At 53.2% G+C, this 17,851-nt stretch carries 16 protein-coding genes; 14 read left to right on the top strand and 2 right to left on the bottom strand.

Annotation, left to right across the window (positions count from 1 at the left end; genetic code table 11):
- The first annotated feature begins 6 nt into the window (after positions 1 to 6).
- The 8 genes from EJQ19_RS07105 (at position 7) to EJQ19_RS07070 (ending at position 9,589) form a co-directional block, all read left to right on the top strand.
- Complete coding sequence (locus EJQ19_RS07105; protein WP_126140509.1) at positions 7 to 1,308, top strand: CCA tRNA nucleotidyltransferase; 1,302 nt, start codon at positions 7 to 9, stop codon at positions 1,306 to 1,308.
- A gap of 452 nt (positions 1,309 to 1,760) precedes the next feature.
- Entirely contained in the window at positions 1,761 to 2,729 is a 969-nt protein-coding gene (locus EJQ19_RS07100) for a biotin--[acetyl-CoA-carboxylase] ligase (protein ID WP_126140508.1), read from the top strand.
- A 296-nt stretch (positions 2,730 to 3,025) separates the two neighbouring features.
- A complete protein-coding gene (gene panB, locus EJQ19_RS07095; RefSeq protein ID WP_126140507.1) occupies positions 3,026 to 3,883 on the top strand; it encodes a 3-methyl-2-oxobutanoate hydroxymethyltransferase in 858 nt (285 codons plus the stop codon).
- Positions 3,884 to 3,888: 5 nt separating this feature from the next.
- Positions 3,889 to 4,770: a pantoate--beta-alanine ligase gene (gene panC / locus EJQ19_RS07090; protein ID WP_126140506.1), complete on the top strand. Its 882-nt coding sequence runs from the start codon at positions 3,889 to 3,891 to the stop codon at positions 4,768 to 4,770.
- Positions 4,771 to 4,776: 6 nt separating this feature from the next.
- The gene (gene panD, locus EJQ19_RS07085; RefSeq protein WP_126140505.1) at positions 4,777 to 5,160 is read left to right on the top strand and encodes an aspartate 1-decarboxylase; all 384 of its coding nucleotides are present in this window, start codon (positions 4,777 to 4,779) and stop codon (positions 5,158 to 5,160) included.
- Between the two features lie 263 nt (positions 5,161 to 5,423).
- Positions 5,424 to 6,023, top strand: a complete 600-nt coding sequence (locus tag EJQ19_RS07080) for a tetratricopeptide repeat protein (protein WP_126140504.1) — start codon at positions 5,424 to 5,426, stop codon at positions 6,021 to 6,023.
- A gap of 84 nt (positions 6,024 to 6,107) precedes the next feature.
- The gene (dinG, locus tag EJQ19_RS07075; protein ID WP_126140503.1) at positions 6,108 to 8,972 is read left to right on the top strand and encodes an ATP-dependent DNA helicase DinG; all 2,865 of its coding nucleotides are present in this window, start codon (positions 6,108 to 6,110) and stop codon (positions 8,970 to 8,972) included.
- Positions 8,969 to 9,589, top strand: coding sequence for a redox-sensing transcriptional repressor Rex (locus tag EJQ19_RS07070; RefSeq protein WP_126140502.1), 621 nt, complete (start codon positions 8,969 to 8,971; stop codon positions 9,587 to 9,589). Before dinG ends, EJQ19_RS07070 begins: the two co-directional genes overlap by 4 nt.
- A gap of 55 nt (positions 9,590 to 9,644) precedes the next feature.
- On the opposite strand, the gene EJQ19_RS07065 is transcribed toward EJQ19_RS07070, so the two are convergent.
- Positions 9,645 to 10,643, bottom strand: coding sequence for an inorganic phosphate transporter (locus EJQ19_RS07065; RefSeq protein WP_126140501.1), 999 nt, complete (start codon positions 10,641 to 10,643; stop codon positions 9,645 to 9,647).
- 110 nt (positions 10,644 to 10,753) lie between these two features.
- Complete coding sequence (locus tag EJQ19_RS07060; RefSeq protein WP_126140500.1) at positions 10,754 to 11,380, bottom strand: DUF47 domain-containing protein; 627 nt, start codon at positions 11,378 to 11,380, stop codon at positions 10,754 to 10,756.
- A 286-nt stretch (positions 11,381 to 11,666) separates the two neighbouring features.
- On the opposite strand from EJQ19_RS07060, the gene EJQ19_RS07055 reads away from it, so the two are divergent.
- From EJQ19_RS07055 to EJQ19_RS07030, 6 genes are all read left to right on the top strand, one after another.
- Complete coding sequence (locus EJQ19_RS07055; protein ID WP_126140499.1) at positions 11,667 to 12,968, top strand: amidohydrolase; 1,302 nt, start codon at positions 11,667 to 11,669, stop codon at positions 12,966 to 12,968.
- Positions 12,969 to 12,986: 18 nt separating this feature from the next.
- Positions 12,987 to 13,487, top strand: a complete 501-nt coding sequence (locus tag EJQ19_RS07050; RefSeq protein ID WP_126140498.1) for a cell wall elongation regulator TseB-like domain-containing protein — start codon at positions 12,987 to 12,989, stop codon at positions 13,485 to 13,487.
- Positions 13,488 to 13,645: 158 nt separating this feature from the next.
- Entirely contained in the window at positions 13,646 to 14,176 is a 531-nt protein-coding gene (locus tag EJQ19_RS07045; protein ID WP_126140497.1) for a hypothetical protein, read from the top strand.
- The gene (locus EJQ19_RS07040; RefSeq protein ID WP_126140496.1) at positions 14,169 to 15,674 is read left to right on the top strand and encodes an AAA family ATPase; all 1,506 of its coding nucleotides are present in this window, start codon (positions 14,169 to 14,171) and stop codon (positions 15,672 to 15,674) included. Before EJQ19_RS07045 ends, EJQ19_RS07040 begins: the two co-directional genes overlap by 8 nt.
- A gap of 74 nt (positions 15,675 to 15,748) precedes the next feature.
- Positions 15,749 to 16,621 carry a 3-hydroxyacyl-CoA dehydrogenase family protein gene (locus EJQ19_RS07035; protein ID WP_126140495.1) on the top strand — a complete coding sequence of 291 codons (873 nt, stop codon included), beginning with the start codon at positions 15,749 to 15,751 and terminating at the stop codon, positions 16,619 to 16,621.
- Positions 16,618 to 17,823 carry an acetate/propionate family kinase gene (locus EJQ19_RS07030; protein ID WP_126140494.1) on the top strand — a complete coding sequence of 402 codons (1,206 nt, stop codon included), beginning with the start codon at positions 16,618 to 16,620 and terminating at the stop codon, positions 17,821 to 17,823. The genes EJQ19_RS07035 and EJQ19_RS07030 overlap by 4 nt, the downstream gene beginning before the upstream one ends.
- The last annotated feature ends 28 nt before the right edge of the window (positions 17,824 to 17,851 follow it).

The following is a 17,851-nucleotide window of genomic DNA, read 5'->3' as shown; positions in this document are numbered from 1 at the left end:
AGAGATATGGAAGTAAGTAGTGGAAAAATAAACGATCCCGGCGCGGCGGATATTCTTCGCAAGCTGTCGGAGGCCGGGTATGAGGCGTATTTGGTCGGCGGCTGTGTACGCGACGCTTTGCTGGGGAAACCGATCAAGGACATTGACATCGCGACTTCCGCGCTGCCGGAACAGGTGATGCGTTGTTTCCCCCGTACGGTACCGACGGGGCTGCAGCATGGGACTGTGACGGTCGTGCTGAAGGAAGGCACCTATGAAGTGACGACGTTTCGTAAGGAAGCCGCGTATGAAGGCTTCCGGCGCCCGACGTCGGTGGCGTATATCTCCGACTTGACGGAGGATCTCAAGCGCCGCGATTTTACGATGAACGCGATGGCGATGGACGTGGACGGCACGGTCATGGATCCCTTCGCCGGGCAAGCGGATCTCGCGGCAGGCGTGCTGCGCTGCGTAGGCGCCGCCGAGGAGCGATTCAGCGAGGATGCGCTGCGTATGCTGCGCTGCGTGCGATTCGCCTCCACGTACGGCCTTGACGTGGAGGCGGCGACGTGGCAGGCGTTGCTGGCGAACGCCCCGCTGCTGCGCCACATCGCGATGGAGCGCGTGCGCAGCGAGCTGCAGCGCATGGTCGACGGCCCGGCGCCTGAACGGGCCGTGCGGCTGCTCTTGGCGAGCGGCCTAACGGCGCACTTCAAAAGGCAGCTCCCGCTGCCTTTTGAACGCTGGCTCGCCTGGGACAGCGCGCTGGACGCCGTAAGCGCGCTGGACGCGCAGCATGACCGCTGGGCCATGCTGCTGCTGCTCCTGGAGACGCCGGCGGACACCGTCCGCAAGGCGCTCCAGGAGCTCACGTTCTCCCGCGCCGACGGCTTAGCCGTCGCGGGTGTGCTCGCGCTGCGCGAGGCGTTGGCCGCCGCGCAGGCGGGCCTGGCAGACCCGGCTCCGCTGGAGCGGGTCTGGAAGCTTGGCGCGGTGCGGCACGGCGAAGCCACCGCCCGCGCCTTGCTGCGGCTGCTGCGCGTGCTGCCGCAGCCGGTGGACCAGCGCGGCGAGCTCGCGCGCTGGCTCGTGTCCGCCGCGCCGGAGCTGGCGCGGCACGGCGAGGACTGGCTGAAGCAGATCCCCTGCTTCAGCCTGAAACAGCTCGCCATCACCGGCCAGGATGTGGCGGAGGCGCTTTCCAAGCAGCCGGGCCCCTGGATGGGCCAGCTGCTGCAGGATTTGCTCGAGCGCACAGCGCTCGGGGAGCTAACAAATGTGCGCGAGGCGTTGATTGAAGCCGCGAAAGCTGCCGCTGCTGCGAAGTAGCGGCGGCTTGCGGCTTTTTGCATATACGCAATGCGTCGGCGACACCGCGCGCCCAGGATTCGAGCGCTGGGAAAGTTGCTGCGGGCTTGGCAAGCAGGGCGTATCGTGCCAATGGCAGAGGCAAATGTGCACGGCGCCACAGTCTGCCAGCTGCCTCACCTGCATTTCCTACAGCAAAATAAGCCAAAAGCGGTTGATTTGCCATGAAGACCTGCATTTCATACAGTATTTTTTCTCGAAATTGCCCCTAAACGGCTATTTCTTGGACGGACTGTTTAAAAGAGATGTACGTTTTGTAGATTTCCGTGAAACAGCTGCTTTTTTCTAGCATTTGATGTAGTTTTTGCAGGTAAGTACGCGGGGCATGAAGGTGGAGCCGTCGTAATGTTGAGTAAGTGGCTTGCGGAAGCACGCATCAGCCCAAAGACGCAACCAATCAAGGAGGTCTATCGTTGAACGACCGCATCTTAGCTTTATTTGAGGAATCGCCGGATGCCTATGTGTCCGGGGCCGAAATCAGCCGCAGATTGGGCGTGAGCCGTACGGCGATTTGGAAGCATATTGAAGAGCTGCGCAGCAGCGGTTATACGTTTGAGGCTTCGCCGCGCAAGGGTTACCGGCTGCTAAGCAAGCCGGCCAAATGGCAGCTGACGGAGCTGCTGGCGGGACTCAAGACGAAAGTGCTCGGCCGGAAGGTTCATCTCTTTGACGAGGTGGATTCGACGCAGACGATTGCCCATAAGCTGGTCGCTTCCGGCGCAGAGGAAGGTACGCTGGTGCTGGCTGAAATGCAAACCGCCGGCCGCGGCCGTATGGGACGAGCGTGGCATTCGCCGGCAGGCAAAGGCATCTGGATGAGCCTAGTGCTGAAGCCGCGCATTCCGGTCTATTTCATGCCGCAGTTGACACTGCTGTGCGCCGTTGCCTTGTGCCGGGCGATTGGGCAAACATGCGCGGTGGATGTTGGCATCAAATGGCCGAACGATCTGCTAATCGGCGGCAAAAAGATCAGCGGCATTCTGCTGGAGAGCAGCGGAGAAGATGAGCGCTTGAAGTATGTCATAGCGGGGATTGGCATCTCCGCGAATCTTCTTGTTGAAGATTACCCAGAAGCCTTGCGACCGATTGCGACTTCACTGGCGATTGCATCGGGCAGCCTCATTTCTAGGGAAAAGCTCGTGCAGACGTTTTTATTCGAGTTTGAGGAGTTGTACGCACTCTATCTGGAGAAAGGCTTCGCTCCGATCCGTCTGCTTTGGGAAGCGCAAAGTGTGACGCTGCACCGTCCGATTCGGACCATGACGCCGCAAGGGCCGATTGAAGGAATAGCGGAAGGCCTTGACGACTCTGGCGCGTTAACGGTGCTTACTCCGGCAGGCGAAAGGATCAAAGTATTCTCCGGTGATATTGAGCTGCGATAGATCAGGCCATGTTGCTTGCTCTTCTCCATCGGCACCCTAATCGAAAATCTTGGATAGATTAGGGTGTTCGCTTGCCGAAATTTTTGGTATAATAGCGAGATAAGGCGGTATCCTGAGAAGGAACTGCACTTAGCGCAAGTCAGGACATCTGAATGTTGATGTGCTCATCGTAATGTTGGATTCTGCTCTGAGCCTGTAAGGACCGAGACAGAAGGATCATTGGATTCTTTCTGCATGCGTTCCTTTTAGCTCACGGCTAAAAGGTTTTTTTATTTTATAGGGAAGCTGGTGTTACCATGGAGCAACGGAAGAAGCCGCTAACTACCGCAAAAATGAGGAAGATGAAAGAAGACGGCGTGCCGATCACGATGGTGACGGCGTATGATTATCCGTCCGCGAAGCTCGCTGAAGAAGCGGGCGTAGACGTTATTCTAGTCGGTGACTCGCTGGGCAATGTTGTATTGGGTTACGACTCGACACTGCCGGTGACGATCGACGACATGGTGTACCACACGCGCGCGGCGGTAAGAGGAGCGGGGAATACGTTCGTAGTCGCTGATTTGCCGTTTCTGACCTACCATGGCAGTATAGACGCGACAATGGAAGCAGTCGGACGTTTGATGCGCGAAGGCGGCGCCAAAGCTGTGAAGCTGGAAGGCGGTGCGGAGATCGCGCACACGGTGAAAGCCATCACACAGGCAGGCGTGCCTGTCGTCGGGCATTTAGGGCTTACTCCGCAATCCGTACATCAAATCGGCGGTTTCCGCGTGCAAGGCCGCAATTCAGAGCAGGCGAAGAAGCTGCTAACCGATGCGAAAGCGATTGAGGAAGCAGGCGCGTTCATGGTCGTGCTGGAGCTGATGACCGATGAATTGGCGGCGTGGATTACGAAGCAATTGTCGATCCCTACCATCGGCATCGGAGCAGGCGTGAATTGCGACGGTCAAGTGCTCGTTTTCCATGATTTGCTCCAGTATGGTTCTGACAGTGCTCCCAGAAAGTTTGTCAAGACGTACGCCAATATCGGGGAAACTATCCGTAACGGGATTGGGGAATATGTGAAAGAAGTGAAGGCGCGCACATTCCCGGCGCAGGAGAATACGTTCCATATGGACAATGACGTCGTTCAATATTTATACGGAGACAAGGAGTGATGGCCATGGCAGCTGTTCATACAGTCACAGTCGTGCATACGATTGCCGAGCTGCGCGCGCGAATCAAGACGTTCCGCCGCAGCAGTGAGCAAACGGTCGGCTTCGTGCCGACGATGGGATATTTGCATGAAGGACACGCCAGTCTGCTTAAAAAAGCTTGCGCCCAGAGCGGACTCGTGGTGCTCAGCATTTTTGTCAATCCGCTGCAATTCGGGCCAAACGAAGATTTCGAGCGCTATCCACGCAATCCGGAGCGCGATCTGGCGGTTGCGGAAGCGGCGGGAGCGGATCTTGTTTTTATGCCGTCGGTTGAAGAGATGTACCCGCAGCCTATACGCACAACGGTTAGCGTAAGCGGTGTGACGGAGCGGCTCTGCGGGGCGTCCAGACCGGGGCATTTTGACGGCGTGGCGACGGTCGTCTCCAAACTCTTGCATATCGTGCAGCCGGATCAAGCGTTTTTCGGCATGAAGGATGCACAGCAGGTTGCGGTGATCGAGCAAATGGTGCAGGATTTGAACTTGGATGTCGAGATCGTACGCTGTCCGACGCTGCGGGAGGAAGACGGGCTCGCGATGAGCTCGCGGAACGTGTACTTGACTCAGGATGAGCGCGAACAAGCATTGGTGCTCTCTCAAGCGCTTAACAAAGCGGAAGCTTACATCGCAAAGCAAGCGGTAATCTCCTCAAAGGCGCTTGTCGACCTTGTCTCAAGCCACATCCGTACGGCGCCTCTCGCGGATATCGATTACGTCGAGGCTCTCACGTATCCAACCTTGCAGCCTTTTGAAACCAGCCCATTATCTGATACGATTGTTATTGCCGTGGCTGTCAAGTTCGGAAAAACGCGCCTAATCGATAACCTTATTACACAAGTCAGGAAGTGACCTAACATGTTTCGCACGATGATGAAAGCCAAGCTCCACCGCGCGACCGTAACGGAAGCGAATTTGAACTATATCGGATCCATTACAATTGACGAGGATTTGCTCGATCTGGTTGATATGCTGCCGAATGAAAAGGTGCAGATCGTCAACAACAACAACGGGGCCCGGCTTGAAACGTATATTATTCCCGGCCCTCGCGGCTCCGGCGTCATCTGCTTGAACGGCGCGGCGGCGCGTCTGGTGCAGACCGGGGACACCGTTATAATCGTGTCATATGTCATGCTGACGAATGAAGAGGCGAAGTCGCATAAACCAACCGTGGCCATCATGGGCGAAAACAATAAAGTCGTGCAACTGCTAAAAGAAGAGGAACATTCTACCGTTGTTTAAAGAGGAAGTTCAAAAAGTCGTCTTTTGATCACGAAGCAAATCAGGAAGCGAATTCGGCATCGAATCTTGCGTTCAGCTTCGAAGGAAGGTAGCCATGTAGGTTTTGCCTACACTCCGCTCCTCCTTCTTCAGTTTCTCGCAACCTTCTCGGTGCTGAAAACCCGACTTTTTGAACCCGCATTAAAAAGGCCCGCCATGCATGAAATCCCCCCTGTTTACACAGAATGAGGGTAAGCTTTTGAAGCAAAGGTGGGGATGCCAAAATGTTTAAGCATTTATTTTCCACAATGAATGAGGTGCTGGAGGAAATCCAGCGGGAGTACCCGAACAGCGATGTGGAGAAAAAGGCGGAGCTCGACGAACAGCTGCAAGTGCTCAAAACGATGAGCGATGAATTTATCGAGTCCTGGCTTCTTTTTGAGGAGAAGCTGGGAAAGTTCTATGGCGCGGTGCCAAGCAGCACCCAAACTTTACATGACGAGCTGATGGATCTGGATCTCGCCGGCAAGCAAACGGAGGAGTTCCTGCGCGGGCAAGGCTTTTATAAGCTGTCTATGTACGATCAGGCTATTGAAGAGTTTGAGGTGCTGATTCGCCGTCAGCCGGATTTTTTGCTCGCCCGCATTTATTTGGCCATGGGCCATTTGCGGAAGGGAGAGTTTGGCGATGCGTACCAGCATTTCAAATTCCTGCTCCCGCTTACCGAAAACGCCAAGATGAAAGCTATATCCTATGGCGCGATGGGCTGCATTCAGGTGCAGAATCATAATATGGAGAAAGCGTTCGAATATTTTCAAAAAGCTTATCACTCGGATCCTTCCCTGGTAGAGCCGCTCATCAATCTGGATGAGTCGCAAGCGTAAAACGTAAGCGGGGTATTCCCTTTTCCTTGCGAGATTTGGTATGCTAAGGAGAGTAGCAGGACGAAGGGATTGAAGATACACGCTATGAAATTTGCAGTCTTGGATTTTGAAACGACCGGAAGCCAGTCCTCGGATGAGATCATTCAAGTCGGGCTTGTTATTATAGATGAATTTGAAATTACGCAGAGGTATACTTCTCTGGTTAACCCAGGGACCAGTATACCTTCTTCCATTACAACGCTTACCGGCATTACGGACGAGATGGTAGCGGACGCGCCGAAACTGGAGCAAGTGATGGCGGATATGTTTCCGCTTCTGTTTGATTGTGTATTGGTGGCACATCATGCTGCATTTGATTTTGCTTTTTTGCAGCGGGCGCTCACGAAAACGGGGTACCCTGCGTTCAGCGGCCGCGTGCTGGATACGATCGATATGCTGCGCATTCTCTTTCCTTCGATTAACAGCCTCCAGCTGGGGATGGTGGCGAGCCTGTTCGGCATCGACCATGAACGGCCGCATCAGGCGGACAGCGATGCCGAGGCGACGGCAGAGCTGTGGATCATTTGCCTGCAGAGGATGCTCAGCATGCCGCTACTAACCGTGCAGCGAATTGCGCATATTTTCGAAGATGTCGGTACGGACCTCGGCTGGTTTCTGAGTGAAATTTGCCGTTACAAAGAATCGATTACGAGTCTGGATACCGAAAGCCATCGTTATTTCCGCCAGTTTACGTTGAATGTAGGCGACTGGGGCGAAGAGGAAGAAATCCGTACCGAGGAGGAAGTAACCGAAGGATTGGGTACTTCGTTTAAGGAATTTCAGGAAGGCCTCAAGGCGGCGCTGCGCGATCAATTTGAGATCTTTGAGGATCGGGCGTCCCAGGACCTCATGATTCAGGAAGTCGAGAAGGCGCTCGAGAACGAGCAGCATCTCATGATTGAAGCAGGTACCGGAACGGGCAAATCGCTCGGCTATTTGATTCCGGCGCTCTATTACGGCGTGAAATATGAAAAGAAAGTGGTCGTATCAACGCATACGATCAATTTGCAGGAGCAGCTGCGGGAGCGGGATGTTCCGCTGCTCAAGAGTATTTTCCCGTTCGCCTTCCGGGCTTCGGTGCTAAAGGGGCGGAGCCGATATTTATGCCTGCGCAAGTTCGAGACCAAGTTGACGACGCGGGATTATGAGAACGGCAAGGAAGATCCGATCACCGCGGCGCAAATGGTGGTGTGGCTCAGCGAAACGGAGCACGGTGACGAAGAAGAATTGAACTTTGGCAATAAAGGGGCTCAGTTCTGGTACAGCGTGGCCAGCGACTCGGATTCCTGTTTGAATCGCAAATGTCCGTGGTACAAGAAATGCTTCTATCATAGAGCCCGCAATGACGCGAACAGCGCCGATGTGGTCATTACGAATCATTCCCTTCTATTTACCGATATGAAGGCTGAGAACCGCCTTCTACCCGCTTACAAGCACCTTGTAATCGACGAGGCGCATCATTTTGAAGAAGTGGCTTCCAAGCATCTTGGGATTGAGCTGAATTCGTCCGCTTTTTATCATTCGCTCGTCTGGTTGTACAAAGATAGCCGCAGCGGTCAACTGCCCTTGCTAAAGTTCCGTCTGCAAAAATCCGACGAACATGCGGAGAGGGTAAAACTATGGGTTCAGACGATCGATGCGCTGCTGCCCAAAATTCTCACGGTCAAGGACGATTGGGAGCGCTTGAGCGAAGCACTCGTGGAGATCGCTTCGGCAAGCAGCGATCCTTCTCAGCTTGAAACCTCAACGTATGTGGTGAGATTGAAACCGGAAACGCTTCCTGAAGGTTGGCGCGAGCTGATGATTATGGAAGACAACATTTACTTGACGATGAACGATCTGCTTAGGTCGCTTGACAAGATGCTGGCGGAAGTCAAAGAGAAGCAGGAAGATCTGGGTGTGCAAGGGCTTGTGACCGACCTGAACGGTTCGGTGAAGGAACTGTACGAGCACCGGGATGCGCTGCATTTCTTTATGCACATGGCTGACAGTGGATATGTGTATTGGATGGAGGCGAGCACATTTGCCAAGGCGAAATCGCTGCAATTGCTTTCGGTGCCGATCGATGTCAGCAGCCAGCTGCAGCAGCATTTTTTTGAGCTCAAGGACAGCATCGTGATGACGTCGGCGACACTTTCGGTCAATAAATCGTTCCAGTATTCCGCCGAACAGTTGGGGCTCACGATGCCGGAGGGGGAAGAGGAAGGCAAGCTCAAGACCGTACAGCTGCCGTCCCCATTCAATTACCGCGAGCAGGCGCTCGTCGTTATTCCGCGCGATTTTCCTACGATTAAAGGTGCGGGAGATCCCGTCTTTATTGGGGCGCTGATTGAGTCGCTCAGCCAAGTGGCTCGCATCACAGGCGGTCGTATGCTTGTGCTGTGCACGTCGAACCGGATGCTGAAGCTAGTGCATGCGGGTATGAAGGAGGAGCTGACGCCGGACGGCATTAATGTTTTGGGGCAGGGCGTTGACAGCAACAACCGCAGCAAGCTGACGCGCATGTTCCAGGACAACAACAAGAGCGTGCTGTTGGGTACGAGCTCATTCTGGGAAGGCGTGGACATCCCTGGCGATGCGCTGAGCTGTCTGGCTATCATCCGGCTGCCGTTCCAGCCGCCAAATCATCCGCTTGTCGAAGCGAAGTCGGAGCATTTGAAGAAGAAAGGCGAAAATCCGTTTATGAAATTTTCCGTGCCGCAGGCGGTCATTCGGTTCAAGCAAGGCTTCGGACGCCTCGTTCGCCGAGCATCGGATAAAGGAATCGTTATTATATACGATACGCGAGTCATCGATACGTATTACGGCAAACACTTTCTCTACTCCCTGCCCGGCCCCAAGATTGAGCACATGACGAGGGAGCAAATGCTGCCGAGGATCGAAGAGTGGATGGGAGGGGCGAGAGGATGAAAACGCAAAAGATTTCCGAAGCCGTCGTACGGCGGCTGCCGATTTATTTGAGGTATCTCAATGAGCTCGCGATGAAAAATATTTCGACGGTATCGTCGCAGGATTTGGGCCAGAAGCTGGACCTTAATCCTGCCCAAATCCGTAAGGATCTCGCGTATTTCGGCGAGTTTGGCAAAAAAGGCATCGGCTACGATATCAGCTATTTGATCGAGAAAATCAGGCAGATCCTGAAGTTGGACCGGCATATTCCGGTTGCTTTGGTCGGCGCCGGCAACTTGGGCCGTGCGCTGTGCAATTATAATACGTATTTGCGCAACGATATGAAGATTGTCGCGGTATTTGATGCGATGCCGGGGAAAGCCGGCGAGGTGATCAACAACCTCGTCGTACAGGGAATGGGCGACATGCAGGAGGTCATTTCCCGACTAGGCGTCCGAATTGGCATCATTACCGTACCCGCTGAGGAAGCGCAAAATGTCGCCAATCAGTTCGTGGCTTGTGGAATCGAGGCGATACTGAACTTCGCCCCGGTGATCATTAAAGTGCCTAGCGAGGTGCGGGTGCATTATGCGGATTTTACAACGGAGTTGCAAAGCTTAGCCTATTACTTGGATTAAAAAGAGCCGCCCCCCGGTTTAGCGCCGGAAGGGCGGCTTTTCTTCGGCTGGCTGCCTAGAACAGATTAAACAGCACCGAATAGATCAAGTAGGAAAGCACAATGGAAATCGGAATGGTAATCACCCAAGTGATGAGCATCCGCCCTACAGTCCCCCACTGCACATCATGGAACCGCATGACACTGCCTGTCCCAATGATAGCGGAAGAAATAACATGCGTCGTGGACAGCGGTTTGCCGACATGCGTGGAGAATTGAATGACCAGCGAGGACGTGAGGTCCGAGGCAAAACCGTTAATCGGCTCAATCTTTACAATTTTGCCGGATATGGTTTTGATGATCCGCCAGCCGCCTATGGATGTGCCAAGGCCCATGGCAAGTGCGGCGGCGAGCTTGACCCACAGCGGTACGTCCAGAGTGTCCTGCATGTCTGCGGCGACGAGACCGAAGACGATAATTCCCATTGCTTTCTGTGCATCATTTCCCCCGTGGGAATAAGACAGCAGGCCGGCCGAGACGACTTGCAGACCACGAAAAATCCGATTGAGCTTGGAGCGCGACGTATTGCCCGACAGGATGATAATGTATTTGATGAGCGCCATAATAACAAAGCCTAATCCAAAGGCAATGATGGGAGACAGAATCAAGATAATAATGATTTGCGTGAAACCGCTCCAATTGACGGAATGAAATCCGGCTCCTGCGATGACCGCACCGGCCAAAGCGCCGAGCAGCGTATGCGAGGAAGATGACGGAATCGATAAATACCAGGTCAGCAGATTCCAAATGATCGCGGCTAGCAATGCGGCGATGACAATTTCCACGCCGTTCTCGATTTTAGACGGGTCTGCGATGCTGCCGCCTACCGTTTTGGCAACTTTAGATGAAACGACGGCGCCGATAAAGTTCAGGGAAGCCGCCATGATAATGGCGACGCGCGGACTAAGGGCTCGCGTAGAAATCGACGTTGCGATCGCGTTGGCTGTATCGTGGAAGCCGTTGATAAAATCAAACAGCAAAGCGAGCACGACGATGATGATCAAATAGGTTATCATGATTTCCTCCTAAACGTTTCCCCGAAAGAAAACTTTCTTCGCTATTCCAGGGAGTCTGGCCGACGGAAATCGTTGATTGTCGGACAAACTCATCGTTGACGCGAGTCTTCCTAAGAGTAACGAAGCACTACACTATCCAAAATATTAGCGACGTCTTCGCAAGCATCTGTCGTTTCTTCAAGACGCTCGTAAATTTCTTTGAGTTTGAAATCTTCGTACGGATCTTTTCTCGTGATGAAAATTTGACGAATTCCTTCCCGCATCAGGCGATCTCCGTCGTTTTCGAGCGAGTTGATTGCAACGGTGTGCTCGGGAATTTGCATATATTTTTTCTTGGCCAGCAGCTTGAACGCATCCAGCATATGTTGGCAGGAATCCACGATGACCGCGGAAAAATCCTTCATATAATTGTCGGTGTGGGAAACGGCTAAATAATCGAAACGGGCGATGGTAGCTTCAATGCCGTCCGTTACATCATCTACTTTTGAGGCAAGCTCAATAATATCCTCGCGGTCGATCGGGGTGATGAACACTTTGTTGAGGCCTTTGAAAATTTCGTGGGTAATGGAGTCGCCCGCATGTTCAAGGTCGTGAATGGCGTTCACATACTCGACAGGCGGTTTGTCGCCCATCATCGCGGTGCGAAACATTTGAGCCGTTTGCAAAGCGTTCTCCGCGGCGCGAATGAGCAGCTGCAAGAAATCGACTTCGTTCTTTTTCGTAAATAACGTTGTCATGAAGACCCTCCTAAATATTCCTATATGAGGCAAATTCACCTGATTTTATGTGATTTTTGACTCGATATGTACAAGTTTTTAAACGAATTTGTTGTGCAAAGGACCAAATTGTAGAAAAAACTCACAAAATTAAAAGTATCATAATTGACGGCACCAAAGCAACGAAAATTACGTGACATTTTACAATTTCTTAATAGATGGACTTTCCTTGATTTTACAAGCTCCACGAGGTAAAGTTGATGGGTGAACCTTGTATTTAGAATGAGCATAGAGAGGGATTTTTAGTATGAAAAAAACAATCATTACAAATGGAATTTTCATTACTCATCATGAAGATAAGCCTGTCTCTGTTAAAGGGTTTATGGTAATAGAAGACAGCCGCATTACATATGTCGGTGAGCAAAGTCCGGGTCCGCTGGAAACGTATGATGAAGTGATCGATGGCACGAATAAATTGTATATGCCAGGTCTTGTGAATACGCATGGTCATGCGGCGATGTCTTTGCTGCGCGGTTATGGGGACGATTTGGCGCTGCAAATCTGGCTGGAACAAAAAATGTGGCCGATGGAAGCGAAATTTACAGCAAACGACGTCAAATGGGGCACTCAGCTGGCGATCTTGGAAATGATCAAAGGCGGCACTACGACGTTTGTGGATATGTATGATCATATGAATGAGGTGGCGCAGGCCGTAGAAGCTTCCGGCATGCGCGGCGTGCTGGCTCGCGGTGTCATCGGCTTATGTCCGCCGGATGTGCAGACAGCGAAGCTGATTGAAGCAACGGAATTCGCCCGCTCCTGGCATGGCGCAGCAGAAGGCCGCATCACGACGATGATGTCCCCGCATGCACCTTATACCTGTCCGCCGGATTACATTGAGCGGATCGTGGGCGCAGCGCATGATCTTAATTTGCCGATCCATACGCATATGTCCGAAACGCGCCGCGAGGTTGAAGCGAATGTGGAGCAATACGGGGCGCGACCGGTTGCGCATCTAGAGAAGCTCGGCGTATTCACGCGGCCGACGCTTGTCGCGCACGGTGTTCACCTCACCGACGAAGAGATCGAGGTACTTGCGAAGTATGACGTTCGCGTCTCTCATAATCCGGGCAGCAACTTGAAGTTGGCGAGCGGTGTGGCGCGGGTGCCGGAGCTTTTGAAAGCTGGGGTTAAGGTATCCTTGGGAACAGACAGCGCCGCGTCCAACAACAACCTGGATATGTTCGAAGAAATGCGGCTGACGGCGCTTATTCATAAAGGCGTCTCGGGCGACCCGCTTGCGATTCCCGCGGCGCAGGCGCTGCATATCGGCACGAAGATGGGAGCGGAATCGATCTGGCTGGAGGACGTGGGCACACTCGAAGCCGGGATGAAAGCTGATTTCGTTGCACTCGACATCGATCAACCGCACTTCCTGCCGAAGACGGATTTCGTTTCCCATATCGTGTACTCGGCTTGCGCGAAAGATGTGGTCGACGTCTGTGTCGACGGGAAGTGGGTTGTCCGCAAAGGAGAGTGTTTGACCCTGGACGAAGAAAGAATCAAGCGTGAGTTTGCGGCATGCTTCGACACGCTGGTAAAGGGCTAGAAGATGCGCGGCGAACGAATGAAAACGAAGCGATGGCGATGGCGGTGGATCGTGCTTGGCGTATTTATTGTCGCGACGCTGGGCATCGTGCTCAGCCGCTTTTATCTTAATTTGCAGGGCAAACATTGGGATGAGAAACGGGTTGCCGTCGAGAAGGCATTTGCAGGCAGCATGATGACCGAAGCGACGAACGTGGATTTTTTCTATGGGGATGAGCCCGTCCAGATTGTATATGGCGAAAACAAGCTGAACCAGCCGATGATCGTATGGATCTCTGAAGGCGGCGTTCACGCCGAGATGACGAGCGAAGGGTTCACGAAAGAGCAGGCCCGAAGTGCCGTACTGAAAAAAGCGCCGAATGCATCTATTGAGCGTATCATGCCCGGTAAGTTAGGCAGTGAATATGTATGGGAAGTGTTTTATAAGCAAAAGGAAAATGACCATACGCGGTATTACTACGATTATTACAAATTCAAGGACGGCGCGTTCTTGGATACGTTTAGGCTCAGTCTGCAGTAGCAGGCTGAGTTTTTCTATTTTCGGCAGTTTCCACCGATTGCATAAGGTACTTGATAGATCAAAGTGATATACTCTTTGTATAGCAGATGAACGCCGACAACGCGGACTGCCCGCGAGAAAATAACTTAATTTATGAACAGAAAGGTGGGCGCTAACGGATGAAACTGCGTCTTTTGCCTGTTATTTTGAGTGTTATCATTTCAGCTGGTGTTTTATTCGGAGGCTGGTTCGCCTATACAAGCTTTGCGATGGAAAATCCTTTATCTAACAAAATCGACGCCGTGCCTGGCGTAGCGAGTTCGACCATGAATTTATCGTCGAATCAAGTTGACATTGAACTGACGCTGAATGCGGATGCAAATTTACGTGCGGTTGTGCAGCAAATTAAGAAGGACGGGGCTTCGATTGTTGGAAAACGCACCGTCAATATCAAAGTGAAAGACAATACCTCGGCGAGCCTTGATGCTTGGTGGTCGAAAGCGCTGTTTGAAGTCGCGCAGGCGATGGAGACGAAGCACTATGCGGATATTCCGGTGGCGCTGCAGAAATATGCGACTGATATGCCGAATCTTAAGGTCGACAGCGAGATGGACGATGAGAATGTGTATATTCGTTTGACTGACGGTGAAGCAACCAAATTCATTATGCTGCCTAGAGTAACCCAAATGGGGGTGTGGCCGAATGAGTAAAATGATGAAAGAAATCGGCATCGGCATCGTTCCGGTGCTGCTTATTTTCCTGGCATTTCTCGGGGTGAATGTGATCCCGATTCTGTTTGTTTGCGCCCTTGGCGTCACGTTGTTTTACGTTATTAGAAACCGCGGCGGAGCGGGTATCGCTGCAGGAGGCGGAGATCGGAAGAGCAAGAGCCGGACGCCGTCTTTCCTGACTTTTGAAGAGATTGGCGGGCAGGATCGGGCAAAGAAAGAGCTTGTTGAAGCGCTCGATTTTCTGATCAAGCATGAAGAAATCAAAAAGCTGGGCATTCGTCCCCTGAAAGGTTTGCTGTTGACTGGTCCTCCGGGCACGGGGAAAACGCTGATGGCGAAAGCCGCAGCGCACTATACGAATTCCGTCTACCTAGCAGCTTCCGGTTCCGAGTTTGTTGAGATGTATGTCGGTGTGGGCGCCAGCCGTGTTCGGGATATGTTTAAAGAAGCGAGAACAAAGGCGACGAAAGAAGGCAAGAACAGCGCGATCATCTTCATTGACGAGATCGATGTTATCGGCGGTAAACGCGACGGCGGCCAACAGCGCGAGTATGATCAGACGCTGAACCAGCTCCTGACGGAGATGGACGGTATTCATACCAACGATGCGCCGCGCATACTGATTATAGCTGCAACGAACCGTAAAGAGATGCTGGATAGCGCCTTGCTGCGTCCGGGTCGTTTTGATCGTCACATTGAAGTGGATTTGCCAGATAAAAAAGGGCGCCTTGCCATTCTCGACATTCATGCTAAGAACAAGCCGCTTGCAGATGGCGTATCGCTCGAGAAGGTGGCGGATCAGACATTCGGCTTCTCCGGCGCGCAGCTTGAAGGTGTGCTGAACGAAGCGGCGATCTATGCGTTGCGGGAAGATAAAACGGCAATCGAGCAGACGCATCTGGCATCCGCGATCGACAAAGTGATGATGGGCGAGCGTACGGATAAAGAGGCGGCGGCCGGAGAGAAAGAACGTGTTGCCTACCACGAGCTTGGGCATGCCATAATCGCCGAGCTTGTGCGCCCTGGCTCCGTGTCGCAAGTGACCGTCAGTCCGCGGGGCAAAGCGCTCGGCTATGTGCGCCACAACCCGCCGGGCGATAAATATTTGTACACCAAATCGTACATTGAAGAACAGATCATGATCGCGCTTGGCGGCGCGGCGGCGGAAGAGATCATATATGGCGGGCGTTCCACGGGTTCCCGTAACGATTTTGAACAGGCGCTTTCGATGGTGCGCAATATGATGGATTCCGGCCTGACGTCGCTTGGCATTATCGATCGCGATATGGTTACGAAGGAAGAACTCATGAAGGAAAATACGGCGATTCTCGACGGCCTTATGGAGCGGACAAAAGCGATGCTGAGTGTCCAACGAAAAGTTTTTGAACAAGCTTTTGACGTTTTGATGAACGAAGAAGTGATTTCCGGCGAAACTTTTCGCGCTTTGTTTGGCGCTTCGGTCTCAGAAAGTGCATAATAGAAGGACGGCTCCCTTTTGCGGGGGGACCCGTCCTTTTTCTATTTATTTCGCGGTTTGAAGGAGTAGTCGGCATGGTATTTAAAAAAATCGGTGTCGTCGGCGGCGGCACCATGGGACAGGGCATTTCGGAAATGCTTGCCGCACAAGGGCTGGACGTTCTTCTTGCAGAGAAGACGCCTGAGAAACTGGATCAAGCGGTTGCGAATATTACGATCTCCCTTGACAAGCAAATTGAGCGCTGGGCACTTACGGAGAGCGAGAAGAAGACCATTTTGTCGAAAATCAAACGCGCCTCCAATCTGAATGAAATGGCGGAGTGCGACCTCGTGATCGAGTCGATCTCGGAAGATTTGAACGCCAAGAAACATATGTTTTTTCAGCTTAATCAATATTGTCCGCCGCACGTGCTGCTGGCAACGAATACATCGACGCTGAGCGTGACGGAAATTGCCGCGGTGACAACGCACCCGGAACGGGTCATCGGGCTGCACTTTCTGCATCCGGTAGCGAAAGTCGGCTTGGTCGAAATTGTCCGCGCGATGCGAACTTCCGACGAAACGTATCGGCTTACGCAGCAGTTTGTGGACGATCATTTGCATAAAAAAGGGATCGCCGTCAATGAGTCGCCGGGGTATATTACGACGCGGCTGATCTGTACGCTGATTAATGAAGCGATGCATACGCTTTCTGAGGGCATCGCAACGGCGGAAGACATCGATCAAGCGATGAAAATCGGCTACGATTTCAAATACGGCCCGCTCGAAATGTGCGATCGCTTCGGGCTGGATGCGGTGCTCGCCGCACTCGAAGGCATGTTCCGCGAGTACGGAGACATTAAATACCGACCTTCCTTCCTGCTCAAGCAGATGGTGCGGGCGGGGCATTTGGGCACGAAGGCCGGCATCGGCTTTTTCCGCTACGATAAGGACGGTGATCGGCTGTGAACGTACTCGTCATTAACGCCGGCAGTTCCTCGCTTAAATATCAGCTGTTTCGCATGGAAGATGCCTCTGTGCTAGCCAAAGGCAAAGTCGAACGCATCGGCATGGACACAGCGATCGTAACACACGAGCCTGCCGGCGGCGCCGAATTTCACGAAGTGAAGGAAATTCTGGAGCATACGAGCGCCATTCGGCGTGTAGTCGAGCTGCTCACGCATCCGCAGCAAGGCGTTGTGTCCGCCATGTCCGACATCGATGCGGTCGGCCACCGGGTCGTACACGGCGGCGAAGCGTTCAAACACTCCGTCCTCGTGAACGACGAAGTGAAGAAAGAGATTCGCCGCCTGTTCGATTTGGCGCCGCTCCATAACCCGGCCGCGATGCTTGGCATTATGGCGGCGGAAGCGGCAATGCCCGGCGTGCCGCAGGCCGTCGTGTTCGACACAGCCTTCCATCAGACGATGCTGGCGCAGGCGTATTTGTATCCGGTGCCAATGGCGCTCTACCGGAGACATAAAGTACGCCGTTACGGGTTTCACGGCACGTCGCACAAATATGTGAGCGAGCGTGCGGCCTTGCTGCTTGGACGCCCGCTGGCAGAGCTGAAGCTCATCACGTGCCATATCGGCAACGGAGCTTCCTGCGCCGCCATTGTCGGCGGCCAGAGCGTGGATACGAGCATGGGGATGACCCCTCTCGAAGGGTTGATGATGGGCACGCGCAGCGGCGATCTGGACCCGGCCATCGTGCCCTACGTGATGGGCAAAGAAGAATTGACCTTAGGTGAGGTCAATTCCATGCTCAACAAGCACAGCGGGCTCGGGGCGGTCTCCGGCATCTCCAGCGATATGCGGGAGATTGTCGAGGCGATGGAAGCGGGCGATAAGAACGCTGCGCTTGCTTTTGACATGTATGCGTACCGGCTGCGCAAATATATCGGGGCTTATGCCGCAGGTATGAACGGCGTGGATGCGATCGTGTTCACCGCGGGCATCGGCGAGAACTCGGCACAGCTGCGGCGAGCAGTGTGCGAGCAGCTTACCTATTTGGGTGTGGCGTTTGATGCGGACGCGAATGCAGTACGCAGTTCGGCGGAGCGCCGGATTTCGACGGCGGCGTCCATGGTAGCTGTGCTTGTGATTCCGACGAATGAGGAATGGGTCATCGCACAGGATACGTATAATCTTGTTCAAGGATTGTCTTAACCGATTGGAAATCGTGTACAATAGAGAG

This window comes from Paenibacillus whitsoniae (assembly GCF_003955665.1).
Classification (GTDB): Bacteria; Bacillota; Bacilli; order Paenibacillales; family NBRC-103111; genus Paenibacillus_E; species Paenibacillus_E whitsoniae.
This window is presented reverse-complemented; position numbering and strand designations above follow the sequence as displayed.